Raw genomic sequence first — 24,975 nt, 5'->3', positions numbered from 1 at the left:
TGATAGCCTTTGTGTTATCAAGGATTTTTTTGTCTAACAATAATTATAATTGTGCTCCATATTCTTTTAATGAATTTTGATAATAGTTTTTTAAAATGTAATGATGGTAAAATTGGAATTGGAGCACCTGATATACTATAATAAACTAACTTTCATTTTTAGGAGATCAAATATGGTTACTATAGCAGATATTGCAAAAATGGCTGGGGTCGCAAAAAGTACTGTATCAAGGTATTTAAATGGTGGCTCTGTGAGTCAGGCTACTAAACAAAAAATAGAGAAGATCATTGAAAAGACTGACTATGTCCCAAATTCTTTTGCGCAAAGTCTTAAAGCAAGAATGACAAATTTAATCGGTGTAGTTGTACCACGACTTGATTCCTATACTGCTTCAAGAACAATGATAGGGATTGACGATCAACTTAGAGAGTTAAACTTAAAGATGATTGTTGCCAACTCTAGTTTAAGTGTCGAGAGAGAAATTGAAAACATCTACAGCCTAGCCAAACAAAAAGTTGCTGGATTAATTTTATTGGCTACTGAGATTACTGATGCCCATTTAGAAGCATTTAAAAAAATAAACATTCCAATTTTAGTTGTTGGTCAAAAACATAAAGATATACATTGTTTAATTCATAACGATGAACAGGGAGCGTATGAATTAGGAAAGTATGTGGTTTCAAAAGGGCATAAAAAAATAGCTTTTTTAGGAGTGACAGAAAAAGATATCGCCGTTGGTCTTAAAAGAAAAGAAGGTTTTAAAAAAGCTATTATGGAAGGATGGAATAGTAGTATTCAGTACTATGAAACGACATTTAATAGTGATGATGCAAGGGAAATGGCCAAGGAGATAATTGACAACTTTAATCCATCTATTATTGTGTGTGCAACAGATAATATAGCACTTGGTGTAATGAAAGCAGCCCATCAAAATGGATTAAGGATACCTAATGATTTATCCATTACGGGTTTTGGAGGGTATAGCGTTTCTGAGTACACGAATCCAGGATTAACTACAGTTAAATTTAACTATAAGTTGGCAGGACAAATTGCGGCCCGAAAAATAAATGATCTAATATGTAAAAAGGATATTGAAAGGTGTACAGTCTTAGACTTTGAAATTTTGAAGCGGGAAAGCGTTGACAAAATATAAAACAGGAAAGTATAATACATATACGGAACCGGTTCTATACAATACAGAGAATGATTGATTAACTAATATTTTTTTCTCAAGTTAAGGAACCGATTCCATAATGTTATGGAGGTTTTACTGCACGAATTCATGAAGGCGATTAAACATTTATGCCTTAAAAAGCCAAGAATAACGGGTGCATGTATTTTTTTGTTATAAAACGGAACCGATTCCATTTGTGAATAATCATGGTTATCTAGGAAGCTACTTTCATATGAAATAAACGGTTGGAGGGAACAACATGAAGAAAAAGTGGTGGCAAAAAGAAGTTATTTATCAAATTTATCCTAAAAGCTTTTATGACTCAAATAATGATGGGATAGGAGATATAAAAGGGATTACACAAAAACTAGATTACTTACAGTCTTTGGGGATTACGATGGTGTGGATTTGTCCCATTTACCAATCGCCAATGGCTGATAACGGTTATGATATCTCAGATTATTATCAATTAAACCCAGAATTCGGAGAAATGAAAGATCTAGACGAGTTGATTATAAAGGCAAAAGAAAAAGGTATTAAGGTCGTCCTTGATCTAGTCATCAACCATACATCTGACGAACATCCATGGTTCCAAGATTTATTAGAGAATCCACATGATAGTAAATATAGAGACTATTATATACTCAAATCTGGTGAAAACGGCCTGCCTCCTACTAATTGGCGCTCTGTTTTTGGTGGCAGTGTATGGGAGCCTTTGAAAAATACAGACGAGTACTACTTTCATTCATTTGGAGTGAAACAACCTGACTTAAATTGGGAGAACAAACAAGTTCGAGAAGAGTTATATAAAATGGTCAATTACTGGCTGGATAAAGGAATTGCAGGGTTTAGAGTAGATGCAATTACATTTATAAAAAAAGATCAAAACTATGATAACCTCCCTGCTGATGGAGTTGATGGTCTTGTTAAATGTACAAAGAAGGCACGTAATCAACCGGGCATTGAAGATTTCTTACATGAATTAAAAGATAAAACATTTTCTAAATATGATTGTGTGACGATTGGTGAAGCCCCTGGAGTACCTTATGAGCAATACGGTGATTATCTTGGAGACAATGGCTACTTTTCAATGATTTTTGATTTTCGCTATGCAGACCTCGATGTAGCTTCAGGTAGTGAGTGGTTTAGAAGGGTCGATTGGGATGTACTTGACCTCAAGAATTTAATCTTCACTAGTCAAAGGGAAATCCAAAAAGCAGGCTGGGGAGCAAACTTTTTAGAGAATCATGACCAGAATCGTTCAATAAGTAAGTATATAAAAAAGGTTGAGAATCGAAATTTCTATTCTGCAACAATGCTGGGAGCGATGTTCTTTTATCTTCGAGGAACACCTTTTATCTATCAAGGTCAAGAAATAGGAATGACTAACTTCGAACGCAAAAGTATTGAAGAATTTGATGATATTTCAAGTATTGATCAGTATTATCGTTCCATGAAAGAAGGCTTTAGTGAAGATGAAGCTTTACACTTTATAAATTTAAGAAGCCGTGATAATTCAAGAACGCCATTTCATTGGAGTGCTCAGGATTATGGTGGATTCTCAGAAGTTAAGCCTTGGTTAGGTATGAACGAGAATTATAAAACGATTAATGTGGAACAACAGGAGCAGGATCAAGATTCCATCTTACAGTTTTATAAAAAAATCATTCAAGTTAGACAATCAAGTGAGGCAAGTGAATGCTTAATTTATGGAGAGATTGAGCCTATTTTAGAAGAACATCCAACGATTGTTTCGTATAAGCGTAAGCTGAATGGTGAAGAAGTTATTTGTTATTTCAATTTTTCATCTGAGAGTCAAAAAGTCGAACTTGAACATAACGAATGTCATGTTTTATTAAACAACTACAAAGAGGAAAAAGAAACGATATCTGAACAAGAAGATTCTCTCAAGCCATATCAAGCACTAGTACTCTTAAAGAAAGAAGCGAGCCATCATGAGTGAAAATAAATATGAACGTATAGGAAAAGAGATTGTTAATGTAATTGGTGAGGATAATATTGAATCGTATGTCCACTGTGCAACAAGATTGCGCTTTTCTGTTAAAGAACGCGAAAAGATTGATGATGAGGCGATTGAAAAGATTGATGAGGTCAAAGGTGTATTTTTTAATGCTGGCCAATACCAGGTCATTTTAGGGACAGGTACGGTCAATAAAGTCTACTTAGCTTTAAAAGGGGATCAACCTGATCAGGAAGAACCAGCGGATAAGAAAGCATCTTCTAATAAAAAGGACAAGGGAATAAGAAAGGGAGTACGTACGTTAGCCGATATCTTTATTCCTATTATTCCAATTATTGGAGCAACTGGTTTATTCCTTGGGTTAAAGGGTGTGTTGTTTAGTGATGCACTATTGGGCTTAATGGGCATGAGTATTGATGATATTCCTAGTTATCTGGTGACACTTATATCTGTTCTGACAGACACAGCTTTTGCTTTTTTACCAGCATTAATCTGTTGGTCTGCATTTAGAAATTTTGGCGGTATGCCTATTATTGGTTTTGTACTTGGGCTAATGCTTGTTTCTCCCGCTCTTCCTAATGCATATGCAGTTGCAGACATCAACAGTGGAATAGAACCAATTATGGCTTTCGGTTTCATTCCGGTTGTTGGTTACCAAGGTAGTGTGTTAACAGCTCTTGTTGTTGGAATCCTTGGTGCAAAACTCGAGAAAAGGTTACGGGCTGTAATGCCAAATGCATTAGATTTAATTTTTACGCCTTTCTTTGTTTTATTATGTATGATGATTACAGGTTTACTCATTTTGGGTCCTTTATTGCATTTTGTGGAAACTGGTTTAATAACAGTTGTTACTCAACTTATAGATGCCCCTTTTGGGATTGGTGGACTGTTGATTGGATTTATCTATCCTCTAGCAGTTATGACGGGCATGCATCATTTATTTATCATGATTGAAACAACGCTACTTGCGAATACAGGATTTAATCCTCTAATTACTTTATGTGCGATGTACGGTTTTGCGAATGCCGGTACTTGTTTGGCGATAACAATTAAAGCTAAAAAAAGTGCAGTAAAGGTTATGGGGGCAAGTGCAACTGCTACTCAATTACTTGGTGTTAGTGAACCGGCCTTGTTTGGTGTCGTTATGAGATATAGCATGAAGCCGCTTTATGTTATGGTGGCTTGTTCAGCTGTTGGAGGGGCAATTTTATCCTTATTAAATATCCAAGCAAATTCATATGGGTTGGCTGTTGTGCTTTCACCTTTAATGTACATTTATGAGTGGAATCAACTAGTCGTTTATCTTGTGGTTTCCATTCTAATCTTTGTTGCTGCACTTATCATCACTTACTTATTTGCAGTTCCAAAAGAAGTTATGGAAGAAGACCAAGATCAGAAATTAAGCAATGTAAGTTAATAGTTAATATAAAGAAGAATCTGTTCGCTAATTACGAGTTGCTTTAGCAACTCGTTTTATTATTTGAAATTGTTTTCGGAGGAAATTTAACTATGGAATGGACAAAAGAAGCACGCTATCGTACGTATGAAAGTATGACCTTAGCAGAACAAAAAAAACTGGAATTATCAGTATCGGCTAGTCCATGGAGGCAACATTATCATATTCAACCGATGTATGGTTTGTTAAACGATCCTAATGGCTTTGTTTGGTATAACGGACGTTATTATTTATTTTATCAATGGTTTCCCTTTGGTGCCGTTCATGGTATGAAACACTGGTTCCAGACAGAATCAGCGGATCTAGTAAACTGGGAAAACAAAGGAGTCGCGATCAAACCAGATTATTCATTTGAAAGTCACGGAATCTATTCTGGGAGTGGGATTGTGCATAATAATCTCCTATATTTGTTCTATACTGCAAATAAACGAGATGAAGAATGGAATCGCCTTGCCTCACAGTGTTTAGTGATTATGGATAAGACAGGGAGAATGAAGAAACAAGCTACACCAATTATTAAGAGCCAACCAGAAGGGTACACAGAGCATTTTAGAGACCCGAAAGTATGGCGAGAAAAAGACAATTTCTATATGGTTGTTGGGGGTCAGCGTGAAGATTTAACCGGCTGTGTTCTCCTTTACCAATCGCATGATTTAAAACAGTGGTCTTGGCAAGGAGAGGTAAAAACGAAAGAACGGAATTTCGGTTTTATGTGGGAATGTCCGGACTACTTTGAATTACAAAACCATGGAATTCTACTATTTTCACCTCAAGGGATTCATTCTAAAGGAGATTCTTTTCAAAACATTTATCAATCTGGAGCTTTTGTGGGGAAGCCTCTAAATACAGCAAATGGTCATTTTGATCACGGCGATTTTCAGGAAATAGATGCTGGTTTTGATTTCTATGCTCCACAAACAACTGTATCTCCTGATGGAAGGCGTCTGCTCGTAGGCTGGATGGGATTACCAGATGTAGAGTATCCCACTGATTCTGAAGGATGGGCTCATTGTTTAACGCTACCAAGAGAGTTATCAATTGAGGGAAATGTTCTCTATCAGAAACCAATACGTGAACTGAAAGAGAAACGGAAAAATGAAGTCAGTGCAAAATTGGAACTAAGTGACAGCGTAGAAAACCTTGGCACACTTTCAGGTAACTCGTTTGAAATGATATGTGAAGTAGAAATAGGAAGTGCTCAGAGGGCGGGATTGAAGCTACGTGTCGGTGAGGGGGAAGAAACATTACTTTATCTTGATCATGGAGCTAAGAAAGTAGTGCTTGATCGTACCAAAACAGGGACTCCTTTTGCACAAGAATATGGGACAATTCGTCAGAAACATTATCAGAAAAACAAAGTGCGTTTTCAAATCTTTATAGATATATCCTCAATAGAAGTATTTGTGAATGATGGAGAAATCGTTTTTACTTCTCGTCTATTTCCTAAAATAGAAAGTCAGGGCATTCAATTCTTTGCAGAAAAAGGCTCGGCGAAAATTGAGGCTATTCAATGGAAATATGAATAATTAAAAGGTGCTTTAATAAAAAATCAGGCTCTTTTTTGAGAGATTGTCATTTATATAACAAAAACTAATTCAGGTATGACTAAAAAACAACTTCCCAAGTCTCTTAACTGGGAAGTTGTTTTAAAGTGATATTTATAAGTGAAAAGTTTTATCCTTTAATACCCCTTCTCGAAATCAAGTAGATTAATGCTTGGGACTTTTCCATTAAGATAACTATTCAAATTAGGGACAAAAATATCTTCGATTACCCGTTTATTGTAGTATTCCGTACTGCCTGAAGTGTGAGGAGTAATAATGACATTTTCCATTATCCAAAGTGGACTTTTCTGCGGAAGCGGTTCAATTTCGAAAACATCTAGCCCTGCTCCGGCAATTTGTTTTTCCTCGAGAGCTTTTATTAGTTCATTTTCTTCGACAATTGCTCCACGCCCAATATTGATGAAAAATGCAGAAGACTTCATCGATTGAAATTCCTTCTTACCAAATAGTCCCTTTGTTTTTGATGTCAATGGCAAGGTTACAATGACATAATCACATTTTGGAAGAATCGTATGTAAATCAGCTGGTGTATACATTTCATCGACATATTCTTCTGCCTGTCCTGAGTTTCGTAAACCAAGAACATTCATACCAAATGCTTTTGCAATTTTTGCGGTTTCCAAGCCAATATTTCCAACACCTATGATCCCGACGGTTTTTTCGTGAATTTCCTGGTTCATCGATGCATGGTGCCATGTTTGGTTTAATTGCTGTCTCACATATGTATGAATTTTTCGTGTTAATCCAAGCATTAATGCAAAGATTGTTTCTGAAATCGGGTAAGCATGAACGCCGTTTGCTGATGTAATTTGCACATTGTTTGATTGTAAACGCTTAAGTGGAAGTGAGTTTACACCTGCACTCCATGTTTGAAGCCACTTTAGGTTTGCCTGTTTAGCATTAATAATTTCATTCATTTCTTTTTTCCAGCCGGCAATGATTTCGGCATCGGCTATATGAGATTCCCATATGGATGGAGCACTCCCGACGATGATGGTCCAATCTGGAATGATTTCTTTTATTTTACTTAATAAAGAATCATTTATATTTTGGCTAATGATCAACTTTCTTTCTGACATATCCCAACCCCCTAGTATGTTCAGTTTATTCTATTATATTGTTGGTTGCAAAGATTCACTACATTTAATAATTATCATATATTTACTCACATTTTTCATTCTAATTAATAGAAATTTAGGAAAGTATTACGTGAACATAAGTAAGAATAGTATCAAAAATCTTACTTTTAATATAATAGACCTTACTTTTCTTTATGTAATATGTAAGTGCTTTTATTGTAAAATAAAAGTATCTCAAAGAAAGGGGAGTATATTAATGAATAAGTTTACTAAAGTCAAAGATGTACAGATTGCTTATATTGGTGGAGGATCACGAGGATGGGCTTGGGGATTGATGAGCGATCTTGCTACAGAAGGGGCTCTTTCTGGAAAGGTTAAGCTCTATGATATTAATTATGATGCCGCCTATCAAAATGAGTTAATAGGAAATCGCTTGAAGGATCGCGTCGATGTTGTTGGGCTATGGGATTATGAAGCTGTTAGGACATTAGAGGAAGCGCTCACAGGTGCGGACTTCGTTATTATTTCTATCCTTCCTGGCTCATTTGATGAGATGCAATCAGATGTGCATTTACCAGAAAAGTATGGTGTGTACCAATCAGTAGGTGATACTGTCGGTCCTGGTGGTTTAGTCAGAGCATTAAGAACAATCCCTATATTTGTAGATATCGCAGAACATATAAAGGAATATTCACCAAATGCATGGGTTATAAATTATACAAACCCGATGACACTATGTACGAGAGCTTTATATACGACATTTCCAGAAATTAAAGCAATTGGCTGTTGCCATGAAGTTTTCGGTACCCAAAAATTGTTAGCATCGATGTTAGAGGATTTACAAGGTATTGAGAATGTTGACCGAAGAGAAATTGATATAAACGTGTTAGGGATAAATCACTTCACATGGATTGATAAGGCTTCTTATAAAGGTACAGATCTTTTTCCAATGTATTCTCAGTTTGTCGACAAATATCATGAGAGTGGCTTTGAAGGTTCTGAGGAAGGACATTGGATGAATAATCACTTTAAATCAGCTGAAAGGGTAAAATTTGACCTTTTTAAAAGATTCGGATTAATTGCAGCAGCTGGTGACCGGCACTTAGCTGAATTTATGCCGAATACCTGGTATTTAAAAAATCCTGAAAATGTAAGAAAGTGGAAATTTGGATTAACGCCTGTTGAATGGCGTAAAAAGAACAAACAAAAATTAATCGAAAAGAGTAATCGATTAGCATCAGGTGTAGAGCCATTTGAACTGAATCCAACTGGTGAAGAAGGCGTAGACATGATCAAAGCACTCCTTGGGTTAGGCGAATTAATCACAAATGTGAATATACCTAATAAAGGCCAGATGAATGGTGTGCCTTTAGAAACTGTAGTAGAAACAAATGCGGTCATAAGCTATGACAATGTAAGACCTGTACTGGCCGGGAAATTACCTGATTCTATTAATAATTTGGTCATTCGTCACGTTCACAACCAAGAAGTAACATTACAAGCTGCTCTTGGTCAGGATAAAGACTTAGCCCTTCAAGCATTTATACAAGATCCTTTATTAAGTACACTAACACCTGAAGAAGCTGCAGAGCTTTTTGAGGAAATGTTAAGTAATACACGTGAATACTTGAATGGATGGGAGCTTCAAGAGGTATAAGGATGCGATTTGAAAATTGAACCTCTCTGTAGAACGTACCAGGCGATTTTCCAAAAACTATAATGACAAAAATGAATAACAGTATTTACATAAAAACTCCTATTGTAGAAGTGTTGAACTTGTTTTTTCCATAAACAAGCCTACTACAAAGGAGTTTTTTCTGTAAGAAAAAGCGTTTTTTATAGGGAAAGAAGAAGGAGTAGGGTAATTTAGCGTTATTTTTCAATAAAGTTCTTAAGAAGCCTTATAAGGTTACAATTTAACTTATTAAATATGGTAAGATTGAATATAGTAATAGAATAAGAGGGAGAATTTAAACGATGTATGATCAGGTTCATTCTACCTATTAAGGTAAGGACATTTTTTTCGTTCAAAATGTAAGGGCATACATCACTGAACATTACTATAATCTTTTAAGGCTTAGTACACTTTTATAAGGTTAACGATTACCTTAAAGATTGGATAAGGTGGTGTGGAAAATACTTTCAACGATTATGAAAAAAATCAATGATATTAAGCTTAGAAATAAATTACTTATTTCGTTTATTTTTGTTGTGTTTATTCCAGTTTTTATTGTAGGAGGTTTTTTAACAAATGAGTTAAGACAATTTGCGCTGAAGGATGCCAAAAAACAAGCGTCGGCCAATATGGAGAGAGTAAAGGAAAGAACTTTAGAAGTTATGAACGTGCCATTATATATTTCAAATAATATTCTTTTTGATCAACGCTTAAAACAAATTGTTAACACAAAATATGAATCGATTTATGAGGTTGTTTCATCATACCGAGATTACAACACGTTCCAAAGTTATCGTAACTTATATAATAAAGAGATAGTTAATATTCGTTTTTATATGGAAAACTCAACATTGTTGAATGATTGGGAAATCATTCCTGTTGATCAACAGATACAGTATTCGTTCTGGTATACCATCGCAAAGGATGGAAAAGGATTAACAAGTTGGTTATATCTAGAGGATGAAACGAATAATGATCATAAGTATTTAAGTTTAGTGCGCAGAGTAGACTTCCTTGAGTATGATACAAGTGGTGTTCTAGTTATTAATGTAAATACTAAAGCATTTAATTTGATTTTGTCACAAGAATCTCAACCAACGATGCTAGTGGATGATCAAAATAATATAATTAGCACAAATCAACCAGGTTATTTAGGGAAGAAATTGAATACAATCATTAATTCTAAAAAAATATTAGCTGGACAAACTGGTATATTTCAAGGGAATTCGGAAGGACAACCTACACATATTTTTGTTGAGACCATACCTTTAGAGAATAGTCTGAATAAGGTGAGAATTGTATCTATTATTACAGATGAGGATATTGTTGGAAATGCCAATCGGTTTAGAAGGATGGGAGTAATTGTTGCAGCTATAAGTGTTTGTGTTGCTTTATTGTTGATTTACTATATTTCAAAACTACTTTCAAACAGATTGATAAAATTAAGTGAACAAATTAGTCTTGTAGGAAAAGGGAATTTTAATACTCGAATATTAATAGACGGAGAAGATGAAATAGGACAGTTATCAAAACAACTAGAATTAATGGTTAACAATACGAGGAAACTCCTCAACGAAGTATATGAATCTAATCGACAGAAAACATTATTGGAGCGGAAGCAAAATGAAATTAAATTTAAAATGATGGCTAGTCAAATAAATCCACATTTTTTATTTAATGCACTCGAATCGATTCGAATGAAGGCACATATAAGCGGAGAGAGGGAGATTGCTCAAGTTGTAAAATTACTTGGTAAATTAATGCGTAATAGTATTGAGGTTGGAACAGGAAAAGTCAAACTTAATAGTGAAATGGAAGTTGTTCATTCCTATCTAGAAATACAAAAATTTCGACATGGTGATCGGTTAAACTATGAAATAACGATTGACCCACTTTCAAAAAATATACCTATACCACCTCTTATCATCCAACCACTAGTAGAAAACGCTGTGATTCACGGCTTGGAAAACAAAGAAAGTGGAGGAGAAGTATCTGTACATACAAAAATGAAAGAAGAAGGATTACATGTGGTCGTAACAGATAATGGTATTGGAATCAGTGAAGAGAAACAAGAAGCTATTTGTAAACTATTAAATGAACAAGAAGAAAAGGAAGGAATTCGCATTGGCTTACGCAATGTCCATCAAAGACTTCAACTCACATACGGCAATATAACTGGTTTAGCCATTGATAGCAAGGAAGGTATTGGTACAAAGATATCCTTTATCATACCCATCTGAGGAGGAGTTATGATGTTTAAAGTATTGATTGTGGATGATGAACCAATCACCCGTCAAGGATTAGTTATGCTTATCCCATGGGAATCTTACGGGTTTGAGGTAGTTGGTACGGCAGCTAATGGTAATGAAGCTATTGAAAAATATAGTAGTCTTTCACCAAACTTAATGATCATTGATATTAGGATGCCTGGAATGTCAGGAATTGAACTTATTGAAAGGATAAGGGTAAGTGATTCTTCAGTTCAGTTTTTAATTTTAAGTGGACATGCTGAATTTGAATATGCAAAGAAAGCAATTAGTAATAATGTAAAAGGTTATCTATTAAAACCTGTCGACGAAGACGAATTGATTCGTTATTTACAAGAGATAAATACAAAATTAGTAGAGGCGTTAGAATATAATCATATAAAAGTAAAAAAAGATGAGGAAAATAGAGAACGTATCATTCATTTTGCTCTAGAGGGTGAAAGATTAGATGAATTTAAATATTGTTCTGATCATTTTTTAGAATGGAATAAATATCGTGTCTTATTAATTAGTGTAGATGAACAAAGTAACTCTGACTTGATGAATCTTAAAAATATTTTTAGAGAGTTTTTTGAAGAAGGAAACATTGGTACCGTTTTCATTTATAATTCTTATATCGGTATTTTGTTAAATGATGAGCTTGAATTTAATGGTCAATACGATTATTTATACAAAAATTTGCAGAAGGTGTTCCATAATAACTATACCCATTTTACAGCTGCTATATCTAATTCTTTTGACAAAATAACAGATATTTTCGCATATTATGAATCGACATGCAAACTAATTAATCACCAATTTTTCTTTGATGAAGGTTATTTGTTGAATGAAAGTTCAGAGACTGCTATAAAGGTTGAAATACAAGATTCTCAGTATGAAGTAGAACAGTTCAAAATGACAAGTGTAGTTGATAAATTATTATTTGCAATGGAGATCGGCGATTTAAGTGCAATAAAAAGAATATGTGATGAAGTTGCAATGTGGATGATCGATGAAAATTATTCAGAGAATATAATTAAGAAGAACTTTATTCAAATTATTTCTTCCTTATTAAATAAACTAATGTATGAATATCAAGATATACGAGAAACTTTATCAAATGTGTTTACAAGGGTTTTTGAAATTGAAAATCAACCAAAGATAAGAGCTCTTCTTAGCTTTGTGAATTCCTTACTTGCAGAGATTCTGGAGAAAATGGACGTGAAGAATACAGATGTTCTAGTAAAAAAAATGATAAATCTTATTGAGCGTAATTACGATAAAAACATAAAACTTGAGACATTATCTAAGGTTCTAAATTATAATAGGGCATATTTAGGTAAGCTATTTAAAGATTACACAGGCGAGCACTTTAATACTTATCTCGATAAAGTAAGAATTGAAAATGCCAAGAATTTGTTATTACAAGGACTTAAAGTATATCAAGTTGCAGAACGAATTGGTTTCTCAAATGTAGACTACTTTCATAGTAAATTTAGAAAGTACGAAGGAATGTCTCCATCAACTTATCGCAAAAGGAAAATGATGAATTAACAGAACAACGCTTATGCTCAAATCTCTATATCAGGGATATATTTTGGAACATTTGGGGGAATTGCATTTGCACCTTTTATTAATTTATATATTTTTAATAAGGCTTTTTCAAGATAAGAGACTTAGAAAATCTAGTGAACATCCCCTAAAATCAGTTACTGTTAGGTAAATGATCTTAGTGGGATGTCCGGCTTAATAATAAGATATTCAAAATATAGCAATGACTTTAAGACTCAAACCTTAGGTTTTGAGTCTCATTATTATGCATAAAGCTTTTTAGGTTAATGTATTTGTCAATCTAAGAAGGTAGTAAGTACTACTTAAATAGAATCTCCGCGATATTATGTTTTAGCACTTACTATCATGGTTCCGAATCATGAATCTGCTAAGAGCCTATCTATTTCGGCTGCTGCACGATCTAGTCCATCCTTAACGGACAATTTGCCTTCAAATATTTTATAAAAGTACTCTGTATATACTTCGTCGATTTTACTCCAATTCTTAACTTTTGGCCAAAGAAACGCATGCTCTGCAGCCTCCTTATAAGGATAAAGATAAGAATTTTTAGTTATTTTCAGTGACTTTGCTGCATCTAGGTTTGTTGGCATCAATCCAGTTTGCGCCATGAGAAGCTGTGTTTCCTTTTCCGTCATCCATTTCATAAAAGTCCATGCCGCAGTCAGTTGTTTGCTGCCCTGCATTATAACAAGGTTTTCTCCGCCAATAATCATAGCTGGCTCTTTACCTTGTGGAAACTGTACTGGAGTAGTCAGCTTTTGAGCACGATCCAATTCTCTTTTATTAAGTAGACTGTAGAACCAGGGTCCCTCGTCGGTCATTAGAATATTTCCTGATTGTACTCGTTCGAAGTTTTTGTCGTCCCCTGACTGATCGGGAAGATTAATGAGTTTTTTCTTATATAATGCCGTTAACTGTTCCACTGCATAGATTGTTTCTTTGCTGTTTAAATAGCCGGAAGCCTTTGTAAAATTCTTATTGGATAAGGAACCCCCGAGGCTGTATAAATATGGAATCGTATCCCATGGTTTTAATCCTCCGAGACCGATTGAAAAGCGATGTTTGTGTGCTAGTTCTAGAACTTCCTCCATTGTATCCGGTGGGTTTGTATAGCCTGCACTTTTAAGAAGTTCACGGTTAAAGATAGCCGCCTTCGTGTAAATATTAAGCGGCAGGGAATAATAGTTATTTTTATAAAGACCTATATCCATGGCATCAGGATTAAATCTCTTCCGAATACCTTGAAAGTCTGGGAATTCGTTTAAAGGTACAAGAAGCCCTTTACATGAAAACTCTGGAACCCAAGCAATATCAATACGTACCAAATCAGGACCTCTTTTTGAAGAGGCTCGTGAAATTAAAGTGTTCTTAAGTTCGTTATTGAAAGCAAAGTTTACAGACTCAATCTGAATGTTCGGGTTCTCACGCTCAAAAGCAGGTATCAGCTTCAGTTCTAGTAGTTGGGTTTCTCTATCGTTGTATGTGTGCCAAAAAGTAATGACCGTTTTTTCCCTATTCTTAAGCGATTCAACCTTTTTTTGGTCGGAAATCATGGAAGGATTTTTACAACCGGAAAACAACAATAACATTATGAAACAGAATATCCACCACAAAAACTTCACAAGAGGACGGTTTCTTAGCTTAAACACTTTTAGTCACCTGGTATTTTTCCCTGTAAGCTATTGGTGTTAATCCGGTTGTTTTTTTAAATACCTTGCTAAAATATTTCACATCTTTAAAACCTGCTGCTTTGGCTACATCGTAAATACGGCTTTCACTTTCCACCAATAGTCGCTTTGCTTCTCTAATACGCAGTTCTATCAAATAATCGACAAAGTTTCGGCCTGTTTGTTTTTTAAAATAAAGACTGAAATAACTTTTGCTAAGATGAACGGTATCCGCTAAATTCTGAAGTGTTAAGTTCTCGGTATAATGAGCGGCAATATATTCAAGCGCCTTGGTAATTAAGTTCTCATCGTATCCATCTTCAGTCAGTTTTGGTAGGAAGGAAGTCCTGTTTTCTTCTAGTTGGCAAATCAGAAGGGATATCATTTGTTTCATTGTTTCCGCCTGATAAATAAGATCATGGCGCTCTGTAAGCATTGGTTCCTCCACGCCGTGCAAATTGAAAACACCTGTAAGAACGATGCAAGCCTCTTGCTTCACTTGTTCAGGAGTTAGATACCCACAATTCCAGCGTTCTAGAGCAAATTCAATCGCTGATGAAATCGGATCTCCGTTGCGGATCATTTCGAATAAAGGACTAAAATCATGATGGATTTCTTTGCCTTTTGGTATTTTTTCGGTAAAGGTATTTGAGTTGTTTGTAGGGTATAGTCCGCCAAGACCTTCGAAAAAACGTCTTTGGCAAGCTGCACGACTATTAATAAATCCTTTAATAATACAGCTAATACCTTGTTCTGCCACTATGCCTGCTGATGTTGAAACTTGCCATTCATTTTCCAGTGCCTGCTTCCATTTCAAAAGTCGACCACGATGCATATCCCCATCACGATTTGGTACGATAATAAACAAGCTGCTTTCAGCTACAATCAGTGCAGTTCCTTCTTCAATATGCATATAAAACATATTCTGCCATTCTTCCAATAGGAGCTGCACATATAGGTAGCCGTGATTTTCTCTCCACTCATCAGCATGATCAAGCATAAGATAAACGCAAGCATAGGAATTTTCCAACCATTCCGGGGCCCATTCTGCTGGAATAGGGAAGGTCCGCTCTTGTGCGATCATTCGTTTAATTTCCTGTTCAACACTTTTTCTTTCCAGATAGACAGCGCCTTGCTGGTAATTGGTCATTTCGAAATCCTTTTTCCTTTCTTCGACCAGCATAGTAATGCACCGCTGAAGGACGGAAAGAAGGTCATCCTTTTTTATTGTTAGCTTTAATAGATAATCGACAGCACCTAGCTTAAGCCCTTCTTTTACAAATTCAAAGTCGGTGTAGTTGCTGATTAGAATGACTTTTAACCACGGGTAAAGCTCTAATGCTTGCTTTGTGAGTTCGATGCCTCCTATCAAAGGCATTTTGATGTCAGTAATAAGAATATCGTAGGGTTGTTTTTTTAGTGCTGCCAGGGCTTCCGCACCATTAGCATATTGATCATCGACTGTAATTTCTTCATTTTCCAAATCAATAAAGGAAGTGATTCCTTTGCGGATGACAGGCTCGTCATCGACGATAAGAATTCTATACATAACTTATTCCTCCTGTTCCCCTAGTTTTTTTGTGGGAATGTCCAATTTTTTTAACAAGATGCGTACCGTTGTACCTCGCTCCTGACCGTTGGATATGGTCCATTCCCAATGTTGAGCGTAATACAATCTCAGCGTGTCAAATATATGCCGTAGGCCGATCCCGATATTTCCTTTTTCGACTGCTATTTTTGGATCGTTCAATTCCTTTAACTTATCATCTCTGATACCTAATCCGTTGTCTCTAATAATAAATTCTATATAGTCATCATCAGAATGAATCCTAATAGAGATTTGTCCGTCCGTATTTTTAGGCACGATGCCATGAAAAATAGCGTTCTCAACTAAAGGCTGCAATAACATACGAGGAATAAGGAGTATTTCCGTTTCTGGTTCTATATCTATTTCTAGGTTGAATGTTTTCTCGTAGCGAAGCTCCAAAATGACCAAATACTTCCTAATGATGTCTAGTTCTTCTCCGATTGTAATAATATTGCCGCTTTTACCCATATTTGCTTCCAATAGATGGGTTAGTGCTGACAATACTAATGAAGCTCGTTCGTTTTGTTTTGAATCAATAAGCCAGCGGAGTGTACTAAGCGTGTTATAAAGAAAATGGGGATGAACCCGGTGTACAACAGCGCGTAGCTCAGCATGATGCTTTTCATTCTGTTCAGATTCCACCTGTTGTATTAAATTCACGATTTCATTAAGCATTTCGTTAAATTTCTTACTTAAAAAGCCGATCTCATCAGAGGAATTAACATCCGCTCTTACATTAAAATTTCCTTGTTGAACATGCAGCATAGTTCTGGTCAGTTGTCTGACAGGCTTAGTTACTCGACCTGCAATGAAAAGCCCAATGGCAATTGCTAGCAAGGAGAAAACAACTGATGAAAATAATATCCACGATTGGAGACTGTCTAACTGTCCGCTAATTTCATGAATAGGAACAGTACCTACAAGCATCCAGCCGTTACTTAGGGGTTGCTTAACACCGTAATAAGGCACCCCTTTTGCGGCAAACTCGAATTCAATCGAATCGTTACCTACAATATGATTGTACAAATCTGAATTTTTCACTTTTTTGTTAATCATGTCTAGATTTGAATCAATCATAATCCTTCCTTCTCTATCAACAACAAAAAACTTTCCGGTCTTGCCAAGTTTCAATTCCTCAATCGTATTAAGTATTGACCTACCATCCAAATGAACTTGCACAAGTCCGATATTACTTAGCGTGTCAAAATCTTTTAATACCCTTCCGATAGGAAGGATTAAATCCGTACTGACTCCTCCTCCACTGAAGTAGTCATACTGAAGCCCTTGCCAAACCAATTCTCCGTCCTTTCGTTTGACTTCTTTTACCCATTCTTGGTCTGAAAGACGAATTTTCTTAAGTCTAGCTTCAGAAAAAGTTCCGCTGCCCCACCCGCTGCCTTCCTCTTTTAACACATAAACAATTTTGACGAAAGAGTTGGAATAGACATAATTATTCAGCAAGGTTTTTATGTACTGAGAATCTCTATTTTGTTCGTAAGACGGCTTGTCCTTTAATTGTAATGCAGCTCGTTGAATATTCTGATCGCTGCTAATGAAATCAGAGGTATCGACCCCAACATTTAATATAAAAGAAAGTGATTCTGCCGTTTGCTTAGTGATTTGAACAGTGGACTCCCTCACATTTTTCTTCAAGATTGAATTGGACTCCCAGTAAAAAGACAACGAGATAAAGAGAGTCGATATCAAAATCACAAGTAAAAAGGCTACGATTATTTTTGCTGAAAAGCTTCTAAGTAAGTTAAAACTTTGGATCATATTCCCCCGCCTTATTGGTTTCTATCATTATTGTACAGGGTTAGGTGCTTGCTTTGCCAATGAAGGATTTGGTAATAGAATTTGTCGACCCCTTCATTTTTAGCGCTTTTATAGGTGTGGTGTCTTATTTTGAATAAAGTGGATAATATTTTACCCTCTCTAAATATTGAAAAGAAGCGTTGTTAAAATTCCCTTATATTACAATTTAATCCTTAATATGGGTAAAAGGGGTGTTCAATCGTCTTATTTTAAGAAATCATCGATAAATAAAAGGTTGACGATCAAATACGGAGGACAGTAAAGAAAATAGTCCTTTAGTTCTCATAGAGTACAAATTCCTAGTAATATCCATTTTAGGTTTAGAATTAGACTCAATTTTCCCTCTGGTTACGTAGTTGTAAAAACAATCAAAAATCGTGATCCACTCTACTTTAAATCAATTTTAAACAAATCCTTTTTAAGGTTTTAGGGGCATTTTGATAGCGTATTCAAAGAACTGGTAGGAGTTTTTCCCGATTGTTTAGGCCTCTTTTAGTTGCTAAGTTGATAGTAATCCCGGGAAGCAAAGGACCCTCATGGTTCTAAAATCAACAATGAATGGAGAGGTGACTAAATAAGAATAAGTTTATGAGATGTATTTTTAAAGATTTTATTTCGTTTTTTATTTTTATTTCCTATCGCAGAAGGAGAGAACGATGAAATTAAGAAAGAAGAAATTAAAAAAGAGTTATACAACTATGTTACTTGCTGCCACGGTTGTGACTAGTGGAACTGTTGCTCCTTTGGTTTCAAAAGCAGCAGAGTATGTGGCTCCTCCTGGTGCCCAAAGCTGACGAACTTGACCATTGACACAATCTTGACCAAAAAGCGTCATACAGCTTCTATGAGGACGATGCGAAAACAGAGGATTACACTAGAGGCGAATACAACGAAACAATATTTGATGTAGAACGCAAGCAAAATAAAATTACATTCAAACAAAAACAAAAAGTTAATAACTACAAGGATTCAAAATTAGAGCAATATACCTTGAAATTAAACAACGCAGAAAAACCTTCTAGAATTCAAGCTGGAAACAGTAAATATAAAGAAGTCAATTCACTAGCTGCAATAGAAGGAAAAACAAATACTTTCTTTTATGACGCAAACACAAAAGTTCTTTATATAAGCATCCCAGCTGACGAGAAGAAAGAAGTTCAAATTCGTTAGGTTAGCGAATGAAAAAAGAAATTTTACTATCAATTTAAAAATTTTAATAGAGGTGTAACTATGAACTTATCAAAAAAATATTTAAAAATGATAGCAACTGCATCAATTGCAGCTACTATTTGTTTAACTGCAGCAGCTCCAAATGTTCTGGCCGTTACTCAACCCGAAGCGGACACTCCTTTAGCTAAGGAAAATCTTGAAAAGCTTTCTGTTCAAGGAGTTGAGAGGCTTTCAAACGGTGTCAAATTGGACCTAGGAACAAATGAAGCTTACATTCGTTTATTTGATAAAGATCTTGTAAAAGTTTCTGTATTGAAAAAAGGCGAAAAAGAATTTGAATCAAGAGGGATTGCCAAAAAAGAGTCTGAGTGGAAGACTCCAAAATTTAAAGCAAATTCAAGCTCAGATACTTATACATTAAAAACAAAGGAACTTACTGTTGAAATTAAGCTAAAGCCATTTGGTGTACGCTTCCTTGATAAGGAAGGAAATGTAATCAACGAGGATTATGTAAATCAAGATAAAACCTCAGGATATGAAAATGGAAAGCCATATGTATTTAAGAAAACAGATGATAACGAAGATTTTTATGGCTTCGGTGAGCAAGCAGGCCTGGAATTCAACAAACGCGGTGACAGCATTGGCATGTGGAACACAGATGCTTACGCTTATACGAAAGATACAAAATACGTATATACATCAATCCCATTTTTCATTGGGTTAAAAGACAAAAAAGCATATGGGATATTCTTTGACAATACACATCGTTCATACTATGAAATGGGAACTGAATCTGATGATTACTACTATTTCTATGCAAATGGCGGTAAGTTAACGTATTACTTTGCATACGGTCCGGAAATCAGCGATGTCGTTGATCGCTATACAGATCTAACAGGTAAAATGGAAGCTCCTCCAGAGTGGTCATTGGGCTTACACCAAAGTAAATGGGGATATACAGCAGATGAAATCGTAAATATTGCGAAGACATACCGTGAAAAACAAATTCCATTGGACACGATGCATTTTGATATTGACTATATGGATGGCTACCGTGTTTTTACATGGAATGAACAATACAAACAAGCATTAAAACAACTAAAATCAATGCCTGGTTTCCATGCGATCGCAATCAACGATCCAGCTGTAAAACAAGATGAAAACTATCGCATGTATCAGGAAGGTACGAAGAATGATTACTGGGCGAAAAACGCAGACGGATCAACGTTCATCGGTCCGGTATGGCCTGGAGATTCTGCTTTCCCTGATTTCTCTAAACAAGAAGTCCGCGATTGGTGGGCAAAAAACCATGATACGTTATTTAATGAAGGAATTGACGGGATCTGGAATGATATGAATGAGCCTGCAGTATTTATCGACAATGACAAGATGTACCATACGTTGCCTTTGGATGCTTATTTTGGTACAGAAGATAACAAAATTATGCATACGGAATATCACAACTTATACGGTCATGATGAAGCAGATGCTACTCACAAAGCTTTTAAAATACACAAGCCTGAAACTCGTCCGTTTGTGTTGACACGTGACATGTATGCAGGTACGCAACGCTGGGCTGCATTATGGACAGGTGACAGCGAATCGAACTGGGAGCATTTGCAAATGTCCATCCCGATGATCTCTAATATTGGTCTATCAGGTGTATCCTTCGTAGGTACTGATATTGGCGGATTTGCTAAACGACCAGACGCAGAGCTGTTTGCTCGCTGGATTGAAGTAGGAGCTTTCTATCCATTCTCACGTATCCATTATGATAGTGATGCAAAATCTGAAATTAAACAAGGTCAAGAGCCTTGGGCATTTGGTCCAGAAGTTGAAAAAATCAGCAAGAAATATATCGACTTGCGCTATCAATTACTTCCTTACTTATACAATGAATTCAAGGAAGCAACTGACAGTGGTAAACCGGTACATCAACCACTTGTTTATCAATTCCAACATGATGAAAAAACAAATGATATCAGTGACCAGTACATGTTTGGTGACTCTATGATGCTTGCGCCGGTTATTACAAAAGGTCAAACATCTCGTAGCGTTTACTTACCACAGGGCGTAAACTGGACAGACTATTGGACTGGTGAAGAATATAAAGGTGGACAAACACTTACTGTAGATGCTCCGCTTGGTCATTTACCGATTTTCGTGAAGAAGGATTCAATGATTCCAAACCGTGACGTGCAGCAATACACAAGTGAAAAACCTTTAACAAACCTTGTGCTTGATACGTATTTAGACAAAAACGCTTCATATACGTTCTACGAGGATGATGGTGCAACAGAAGACTACAAACAAGGTGAATACAACGAAACATCATTTGAAGTAGAACGTAAGGGCAATAAAATTGCATTCAAACAAAAACAAGAAGTTAAAAACTTCAAAGAATCAAAATTAGAGCAATACACATTAAAATTAAACAATGCAGAAAAACCATCGAGAATTCAAGCTGGAAACAGTAAATATCAAGAGGTTGGTTCTCTTGCAGAAACACAAGGTAAAACCAATACCTTCTTCTATGATGCAAAAGCAAAGGTTCTTTATGTAAGTATCCCAGCTGATGAGAAAAAAGAAGTTCAAATTCGATAATTTGACAGGAGCATATGCAGAGGCAAATGTAAGAGTAAAAGTATAGTAGGAAGAAGAAGGTGACCAATAACACTATTTGAGATCCTATTGAGTCACCTTCTTCTTCATATAATCGAATAAACTAGTCATCTCATAAAAATATTCCAAAACGAAAAGATTGTTAGAAATGAGGATGTCATGTGAAAAAGCTAACTAAACTATCTGCTGGCATTATAACGGCAACATTGCTATCAATTTCATTTATTCAACCAGTTCATACTACATTTGCTGCTTCAATTAAGAATGAACAAGCTGAAAAAGGCAGCTACCAAAATGGATCTAAACAAAATAAATCATCATGGGATAAAAGCTCGTTATCATTTATCTCTGAAAATGTAACATGCACTGGCATTTCTGCCACGATAAAAAATGGTCAGGACTCACAAGCCATGCAGGGGGAAGTGGCGTACGAGGTTTACTGGTCGGCGAATGGCAATCCAAAAGACGGCGAGGTTGTTTACTCTGGAGTTGTTAACGCGTTACCTTCTGGTGAAACACATGAATTAACGTATACACCAGAGAAGCTTATCGACGGGAATTATATGTTTAAAGCTTATCAGCGCCCTGGTCATCCAGGAAAGGGAGAATTGTGGAGCAATTCTATAAAGATAAATAATGATGCTGGATTGACGGGAGAGATTGAATCACAGCGACCTTTCGATCAATTTTTTAATAGCAGTGTGAATAAAGGAACAGCAACATTTACGGTCCCTGAGGGCATGGATCCAATCGTGATTAGTTTTACAAGCTATTCTTATCCGGAAGGGACAGTACCTCAAGAAGACGGAAAGCCGTATGAGGGGCAAACTAGCTTTGATAACGTCACGAACATATATGGACCAGGTACATATACGATTCAAGTTGATTTGCCGAATGGATATTATCAGACAGACTTATATATAGGAGCTGAATTAGAAAAATTAACGCAATGCGGCCACCCGATGGATAAAATAATTGATGCGGATTATGGACTAAACGGAGAACCGGAGCGTCCGCTTGACCAGTATTTTCATTCAACTGTTGACAAAGGAACAGCTACGTTTACAGTGCCTGATGGAAGCAATCCGATTGAGATTAGCTTTACAAGCTATGCATATCCTGAAGGGACAGTACCTCAAGAAGACGGAAAGCCGTATGAGGGTCAGACTGCTTATGATAATGTAACAAATGTCTATGGGCCGGGAACCTATACAATTAACGTTGATATACCCGAAAATGGGTCTTTCCAGACAGATCTTTATATAGGACCTGTGATTGAAAGATTGACAGAAGCTGGACATCCCATTGAAAAGATCATTGATGCAGATTATGATCCAAAAACTGAATGATAACTTTCTCATATGGTTGTAAATCAACAAAGGGGAGGTCTGACTATATTCAATTAGAATTTAGTCAGGCTTCTTGAAAAGAAAGTATGGTTCAACTTAATTCAATATTTTTATAAAAAACTTATCCCTTAGTCAAACAGGCTAAAAGATTTGGGTACCATCAAGATACTAATTGTTCGTAACGGGGAGTTAGATTGTATGCTTTCAAAAAAGAAACCAATCATCATTATCTTGTTTTCTATCATTTTGCTAGTAATTGTCACTGCGGTTGCAATAAAGCCTCTCTTTTTTCAAAAGAAACCGCAAATAATAGAAGAAAGCAGCATTATTCAACATCTAACAACTGATAAAGCTTCATATCGTCCAAATGAATTGATTCAATTTACGGCTAAATTACCGGCTGAGTATTCTGATGGAATGTTGAAAATCACATACTTTCACTTAGATGATGTCATCTCTAAACAAAAGGTGAAGGTAGATAAAAAAGAAATACATTGGACATGGAAGCCGCCAAAAGAGGATTTCAAAGGATATTTAGTTCGTGTACAGTTAGATACTCATTCTAAACAAGATCAGGAAACAATTGCTGTTGATGTTTCAAGCGATTGGTCAAAATTTCCGAGATATGGATTTCTGTCTAAGTTTCATGATATGTCCAACAAGGATATGGAGTCTGTTATTTCCAGACTGAATCGTTATCACATTAATGGATTGCAATTTTACGATTGGCATTACAAACACCACCAACCTATTAAATTAGAAAACAATGAGTCTGCCGCCCAATGGGAGGACATCGCCAATCGTCCAACCTCGCTGCATACGATTAGATCATATATTGAGTTAGCTCATAAACGAAACATGAAAACAATGGCATATAACCTTTTATACGGTGCTTTTGCAGAAGCTGAAAAAGATGGTGTCAAAACAGAATGGCGCTTATTTAAAGATCAGCAAAGAAATCTACATGATTACCATCCACTACCAGAGGGATGGAAAAGTGATGTGTTTCTTGTCAATCCGGCAAATTCGGAGTGGCAAACCTATTTAATTAATCAGCAAAAAAAAATTTACGAGAATCTTCCCTTTGATGGCTGGCATATCGATCAGCTTGGTCCACGGGGAAATGTATATGACTATAATGGGAATCCCGTAGTGCTTGAAGAATCTTTTAAACCCTTTATGGAACACATCAAAAATGAAACGCCTGATAAACGAATTGTGATGAACGCGGTTAGCCAATTTGGGCAAAAACATCTTGGCGACGCTCCTGTCGATTTCTTATATACAGAAGTATGGGATCAAGATAAATATTATAGTGATTTAAAACGTATTATTGATGAAAACAATCAATATTCAAAAGAGAAATATCAAACAATCTTAGCTGCCTATATGAATTACGAGTTTTCTAATCAGCTGGGTGAATTTAATACACCAGGTATATTGCTGACAAACAGTGTAATTTTTGCATCTGGTGGTTCGCACTTGGAATTAGGTGAACACATGCTGTCAAAGGAATATTTTCCACATGAAAATCTTAAGCTGAGTACCTCCTTACAAAGCAAGCTCTTGAATTATTATGATTTCCTTGTAGCATATGAAAATTTGCTTCGAGATAATCTGCAAGAGGTGCCAATAACCATTGGTTCTTCTGATTGGGCACAGTTCTCTTCTCAACCTGAACAAGGGAAAATTTGGAGCTTTGCAAAACAAAAGGCTAATAAAAAGGTCATTCACTTTATTAATTTTTTAGATGCTACAACATTAGAATGGCGTGATACAAATGCTAATCAAGCGGAACCTAAAAATAGAAAGCCGTTAACTGTTCAGATTGAGGAAACTAAACCTATTAAAAATGTTTGGATGGCTTCTCCAGACAAGCAAAATGGTGTGCCAATTGCTCTTCCCTTTACCCAAGACCAAAACAAGGTGATTTTTACACTTCCTAGTCTTAAATATTGGGATATGGTTGTTATAGAGTATAAACAATAAGATAAGAAAATTTGCTAAATACCTATA

The 24,975-nt window shown here is 35.8% G+C and carries 16 protein-coding genes and 1 pseudogene; 13 read left to right on the top strand and 4 right to left on the bottom strand.

Going from position 1 to position 24,975, the window contains the following annotated elements; all coding sequences use genetic code 11:
- Nucleotides 1-172: 172 nt before the first annotated feature.
- The 4 genes from WCV66_RS23775 (at nt 173) to WCV66_RS23760 (ending at nt 6,137) form a co-directional block, all read left to right on the top strand.
- Nucleotides 173-1,153, top strand: a complete 981-nt coding sequence (locus WCV66_RS23775) for a LacI family DNA-binding transcriptional regulator (RefSeq protein ID WP_338787098.1) — start codon at nt 173-175, stop codon at nt 1,151-1,153.
- Nucleotides 1,154-1,433: 280 nt separating this feature from the next.
- The gene (locus tag WCV66_RS23770) at nt 1,434-3,137 is read left to right on the top strand and encodes an alpha-glucosidase (RefSeq protein ID WP_338787097.1); all 1,704 of its coding nucleotides are present in this window, start codon (nt 1,434-1,436) and stop codon (nt 3,135-3,137) included.
- Nucleotides 3,130-4,572 (top strand): PTS transporter subunit EIIC, encoded by a 1,443-nt coding sequence (locus WCV66_RS23765; RefSeq protein ID WP_066324713.1) that lies wholly within the window; start codon nt 3,130-3,132, stop codon nt 4,570-4,572. Before WCV66_RS23770 ends, WCV66_RS23765 begins: the two co-directional genes overlap by 8 nt.
- Before the next feature lie 92 nt (nt 4,573-4,664).
- Nucleotides 4,665-6,137, top strand: coding sequence for a sucrose-6-phosphate hydrolase (locus WCV66_RS23760; protein WP_338787096.1), 1,473 nt, complete (start codon nt 4,665-4,667; stop codon nt 6,135-6,137).
- A 155-nt stretch (nt 6,138-6,292) separates the two neighbouring features.
- Here the strand turns inward: WCV66_RS23760 and WCV66_RS23755 are convergent, their stop codons facing one another.
- On the bottom strand, nt 6,293-7,255 hold the full coding sequence (locus tag WCV66_RS23755) for a D-2-hydroxyacid dehydrogenase (RefSeq protein ID WP_338787095.1): 963 nt from the start codon (nt 7,253-7,255) through the stop codon (nt 6,293-6,295).
- 256 nt (nt 7,256-7,511) lie between these two features.
- Here WCV66_RS23755 and WCV66_RS23750 point away from each other — a divergent pair, with 256 nt between their 5' ends.
- The 3 genes from WCV66_RS23750 (at nt 7,512) to WCV66_RS23740 (ending at nt 12,730) form a co-directional block, all read left to right on the top strand.
- Nucleotides 7,512-8,912, top strand: a complete 1,401-nt coding sequence (locus tag WCV66_RS23750) for an alpha-glucosidase/alpha-galactosidase (protein ID WP_338787094.1) — start codon at nt 7,512-7,514, stop codon at nt 8,910-8,912.
- 470 nt (nt 8,913-9,382) lie between these two features.
- Nucleotides 9,383-11,170, top strand: a complete 1,788-nt coding sequence (locus tag WCV66_RS23745; RefSeq protein ID WP_338787093.1) for a sensor histidine kinase — start codon at nt 9,383-9,385, stop codon at nt 11,168-11,170.
- 12 nt (nt 11,171-11,182) lie between these two features.
- Complete coding sequence (locus WCV66_RS23740) at nt 11,183-12,730, top strand: response regulator transcription factor (protein WP_338787092.1); 1,548 nt, start codon at nt 11,183-11,185, stop codon at nt 12,728-12,730.
- 374 nt (nt 12,731-13,104) lie between these two features.
- Here WCV66_RS23740 and WCV66_RS23735 read toward each other — a convergent pair whose 3' ends face one another.
- From WCV66_RS23735 to WCV66_RS23725, 3 genes are all read right to left on the bottom strand, one after another.
- A complete protein-coding gene (locus tag WCV66_RS23735) occupies nt 13,105-14,301 on the bottom strand; it encodes an extracellular solute-binding protein (protein ID WP_338789533.1) in 1,197 nt (398 codons plus the stop codon).
- 88 nt (nt 14,302-14,389) lie between these two features.
- Nucleotides 14,390-15,964, bottom strand: a complete 1,575-nt coding sequence (locus WCV66_RS23730) for a response regulator (RefSeq protein ID WP_338787091.1) — start codon at nt 15,962-15,964, stop codon at nt 14,390-14,392.
- A 3-nt stretch (nt 15,965-15,967) separates the two neighbouring features.
- Nucleotides 15,968-17,656 carry a sensor histidine kinase gene (locus tag WCV66_RS23725; protein WP_066324779.1) on the bottom strand — a complete coding sequence of 563 codons (1,689 nt, stop codon included), beginning with the start codon at nt 17,654-17,656 and terminating at the stop codon, nt 15,968-15,970.
- Between the two features lie 818 nt (nt 17,657-18,474).
- Here WCV66_RS23725 and WCV66_RS23720 point away from each other — a divergent pair.
- From WCV66_RS23720 to WCV66_RS23695, 6 genes and pseudogenes are all read left to right on the top strand, one after another.
- A complete protein-coding gene (locus WCV66_RS23720) occupies nt 18,475-18,612 on the top strand; it encodes a hypothetical protein (RefSeq protein ID WP_338787090.1) in 138 nt (45 codons plus the stop codon).
- An 88-nt stretch (nt 18,613-18,700) separates the two neighbouring features.
- Nucleotides 18,701-18,763, top strand: a pseudogene (locus WCV66_RS23715) (hypothetical protein); the annotation flags it as partial.
- 45 nt (nt 18,764-18,808) lie between these two features.
- A complete protein-coding gene (locus WCV66_RS23710; RefSeq protein WP_338787089.1) occupies nt 18,809-18,988 on the top strand; it encodes a hypothetical protein in 180 nt (59 codons plus the stop codon).
- Between the two features lie 60 nt (nt 18,989-19,048).
- Entirely contained in the window at nt 19,049-21,592 is a 2,544-nt protein-coding gene (locus WCV66_RS23705) for a TIM-barrel domain-containing protein (RefSeq protein ID WP_338787088.1), read from the top strand.
- Nucleotides 21,593-21,771: 179 nt separating this feature from the next.
- Complete coding sequence (tapA, locus tag WCV66_RS23700; RefSeq protein ID WP_338787087.1) at nt 21,772-22,959, top strand: amyloid fiber anchoring/assembly protein TapA; 1,188 nt, start codon at nt 21,772-21,774, stop codon at nt 22,957-22,959.
- Between the two features lie 198 nt (nt 22,960-23,157).
- Complete coding sequence (locus WCV66_RS23695) at nt 23,158-24,948, top strand: glycoside hydrolase family 66 protein (protein ID WP_338787086.1); 1,791 nt, start codon at nt 23,158-23,160, stop codon at nt 24,946-24,948.
- The last annotated feature ends 27 nt before the right edge of the window (nt 24,949-24,975 follow it).

The sequence above is a fragment of the Metabacillus rhizosphaerae genome (assembly GCF_037201795.1).
In the GTDB taxonomy this organism is placed as follows: domain Bacteria; phylum Bacillota; class Bacilli; order Bacillales; family Bacillaceae; genus Metabacillus; species Metabacillus rhizosphaerae.
Note: the sequence above shows the minus strand (reverse complement) of the source record. Positions and strands in the feature narration are given on the sequence as shown.

Bases quoted from the DNA above. Each gene is read 5' to 3' on its own strand.
- WCV66_RS23775 (WP_338787098.1), top strand. From the start codon at position 173: ATGGTTACTATAGCAGATATTGCAAAAATGGCTGGGGTCGCAAAAAGT.
- WCV66_RS23770 (WP_338787097.1), top strand. From the start codon at position 1,434: ATGAAGAAAAAGTGGTGGCAAAAAGAAGTTATTTATCAAATTTATCCT.
- WCV66_RS23765 (WP_066324713.1), top strand. From the start codon at position 3,130: ATGAGTGAAAATAAATATGAACGTATAGGAAAAGAGATTGTTAATGTA.
- WCV66_RS23760 (WP_338787096.1), top strand. From the start codon at position 4,665: ATGGAATGGACAAAAGAAGCACGCTATCGTACGTATGAAAGTATGACC.
- WCV66_RS23755 (WP_338787095.1), bottom strand. From the start codon at position 7,255: ATGTCAGAAAGAAAGTTGATCATTAGCCAAAATATAAATGATTCTTTA.
- WCV66_RS23750 (WP_338787094.1), top strand. From the start codon at position 7,512: ATGAATAAGTTTACTAAAGTCAAAGATGTACAGATTGCTTATATTGGT.
- WCV66_RS23740 (WP_338787092.1), top strand. From the start codon at position 11,183: ATGTTTAAAGTATTGATTGTGGATGATGAACCAATCACCCGTCAAGGA.
- WCV66_RS23735 (WP_338789533.1), bottom strand. From the start codon at position 14,301: ATGATTTCCGACCAAAAAAAGGTTGAATCGCTTAAGAATAGGGAAAAA.
- WCV66_RS23730 (WP_338787091.1), bottom strand. From the start codon at position 15,964: ATGTATAGAATTCTTATCGTCGATGACGAGCCTGTCATCCGCAAAGGA.
- WCV66_RS23720 (WP_338787090.1), top strand. From the start codon at position 18,475: ATGAAATTAAGAAAGAAGAAATTAAAAAAGAGTTATACAACTATGTTA.
- WCV66_RS23705 (WP_338787088.1), top strand. From the start codon at position 19,049: ATGAACTTATCAAAAAAATATTTAAAAATGATAGCAACTGCATCAATT.
- WCV66_RS23695 (WP_338787086.1), top strand. From the start codon at position 23,158: ATGCTTTCAAAAAAGAAACCAATCATCATTATCTTGTTTTCTATCATT.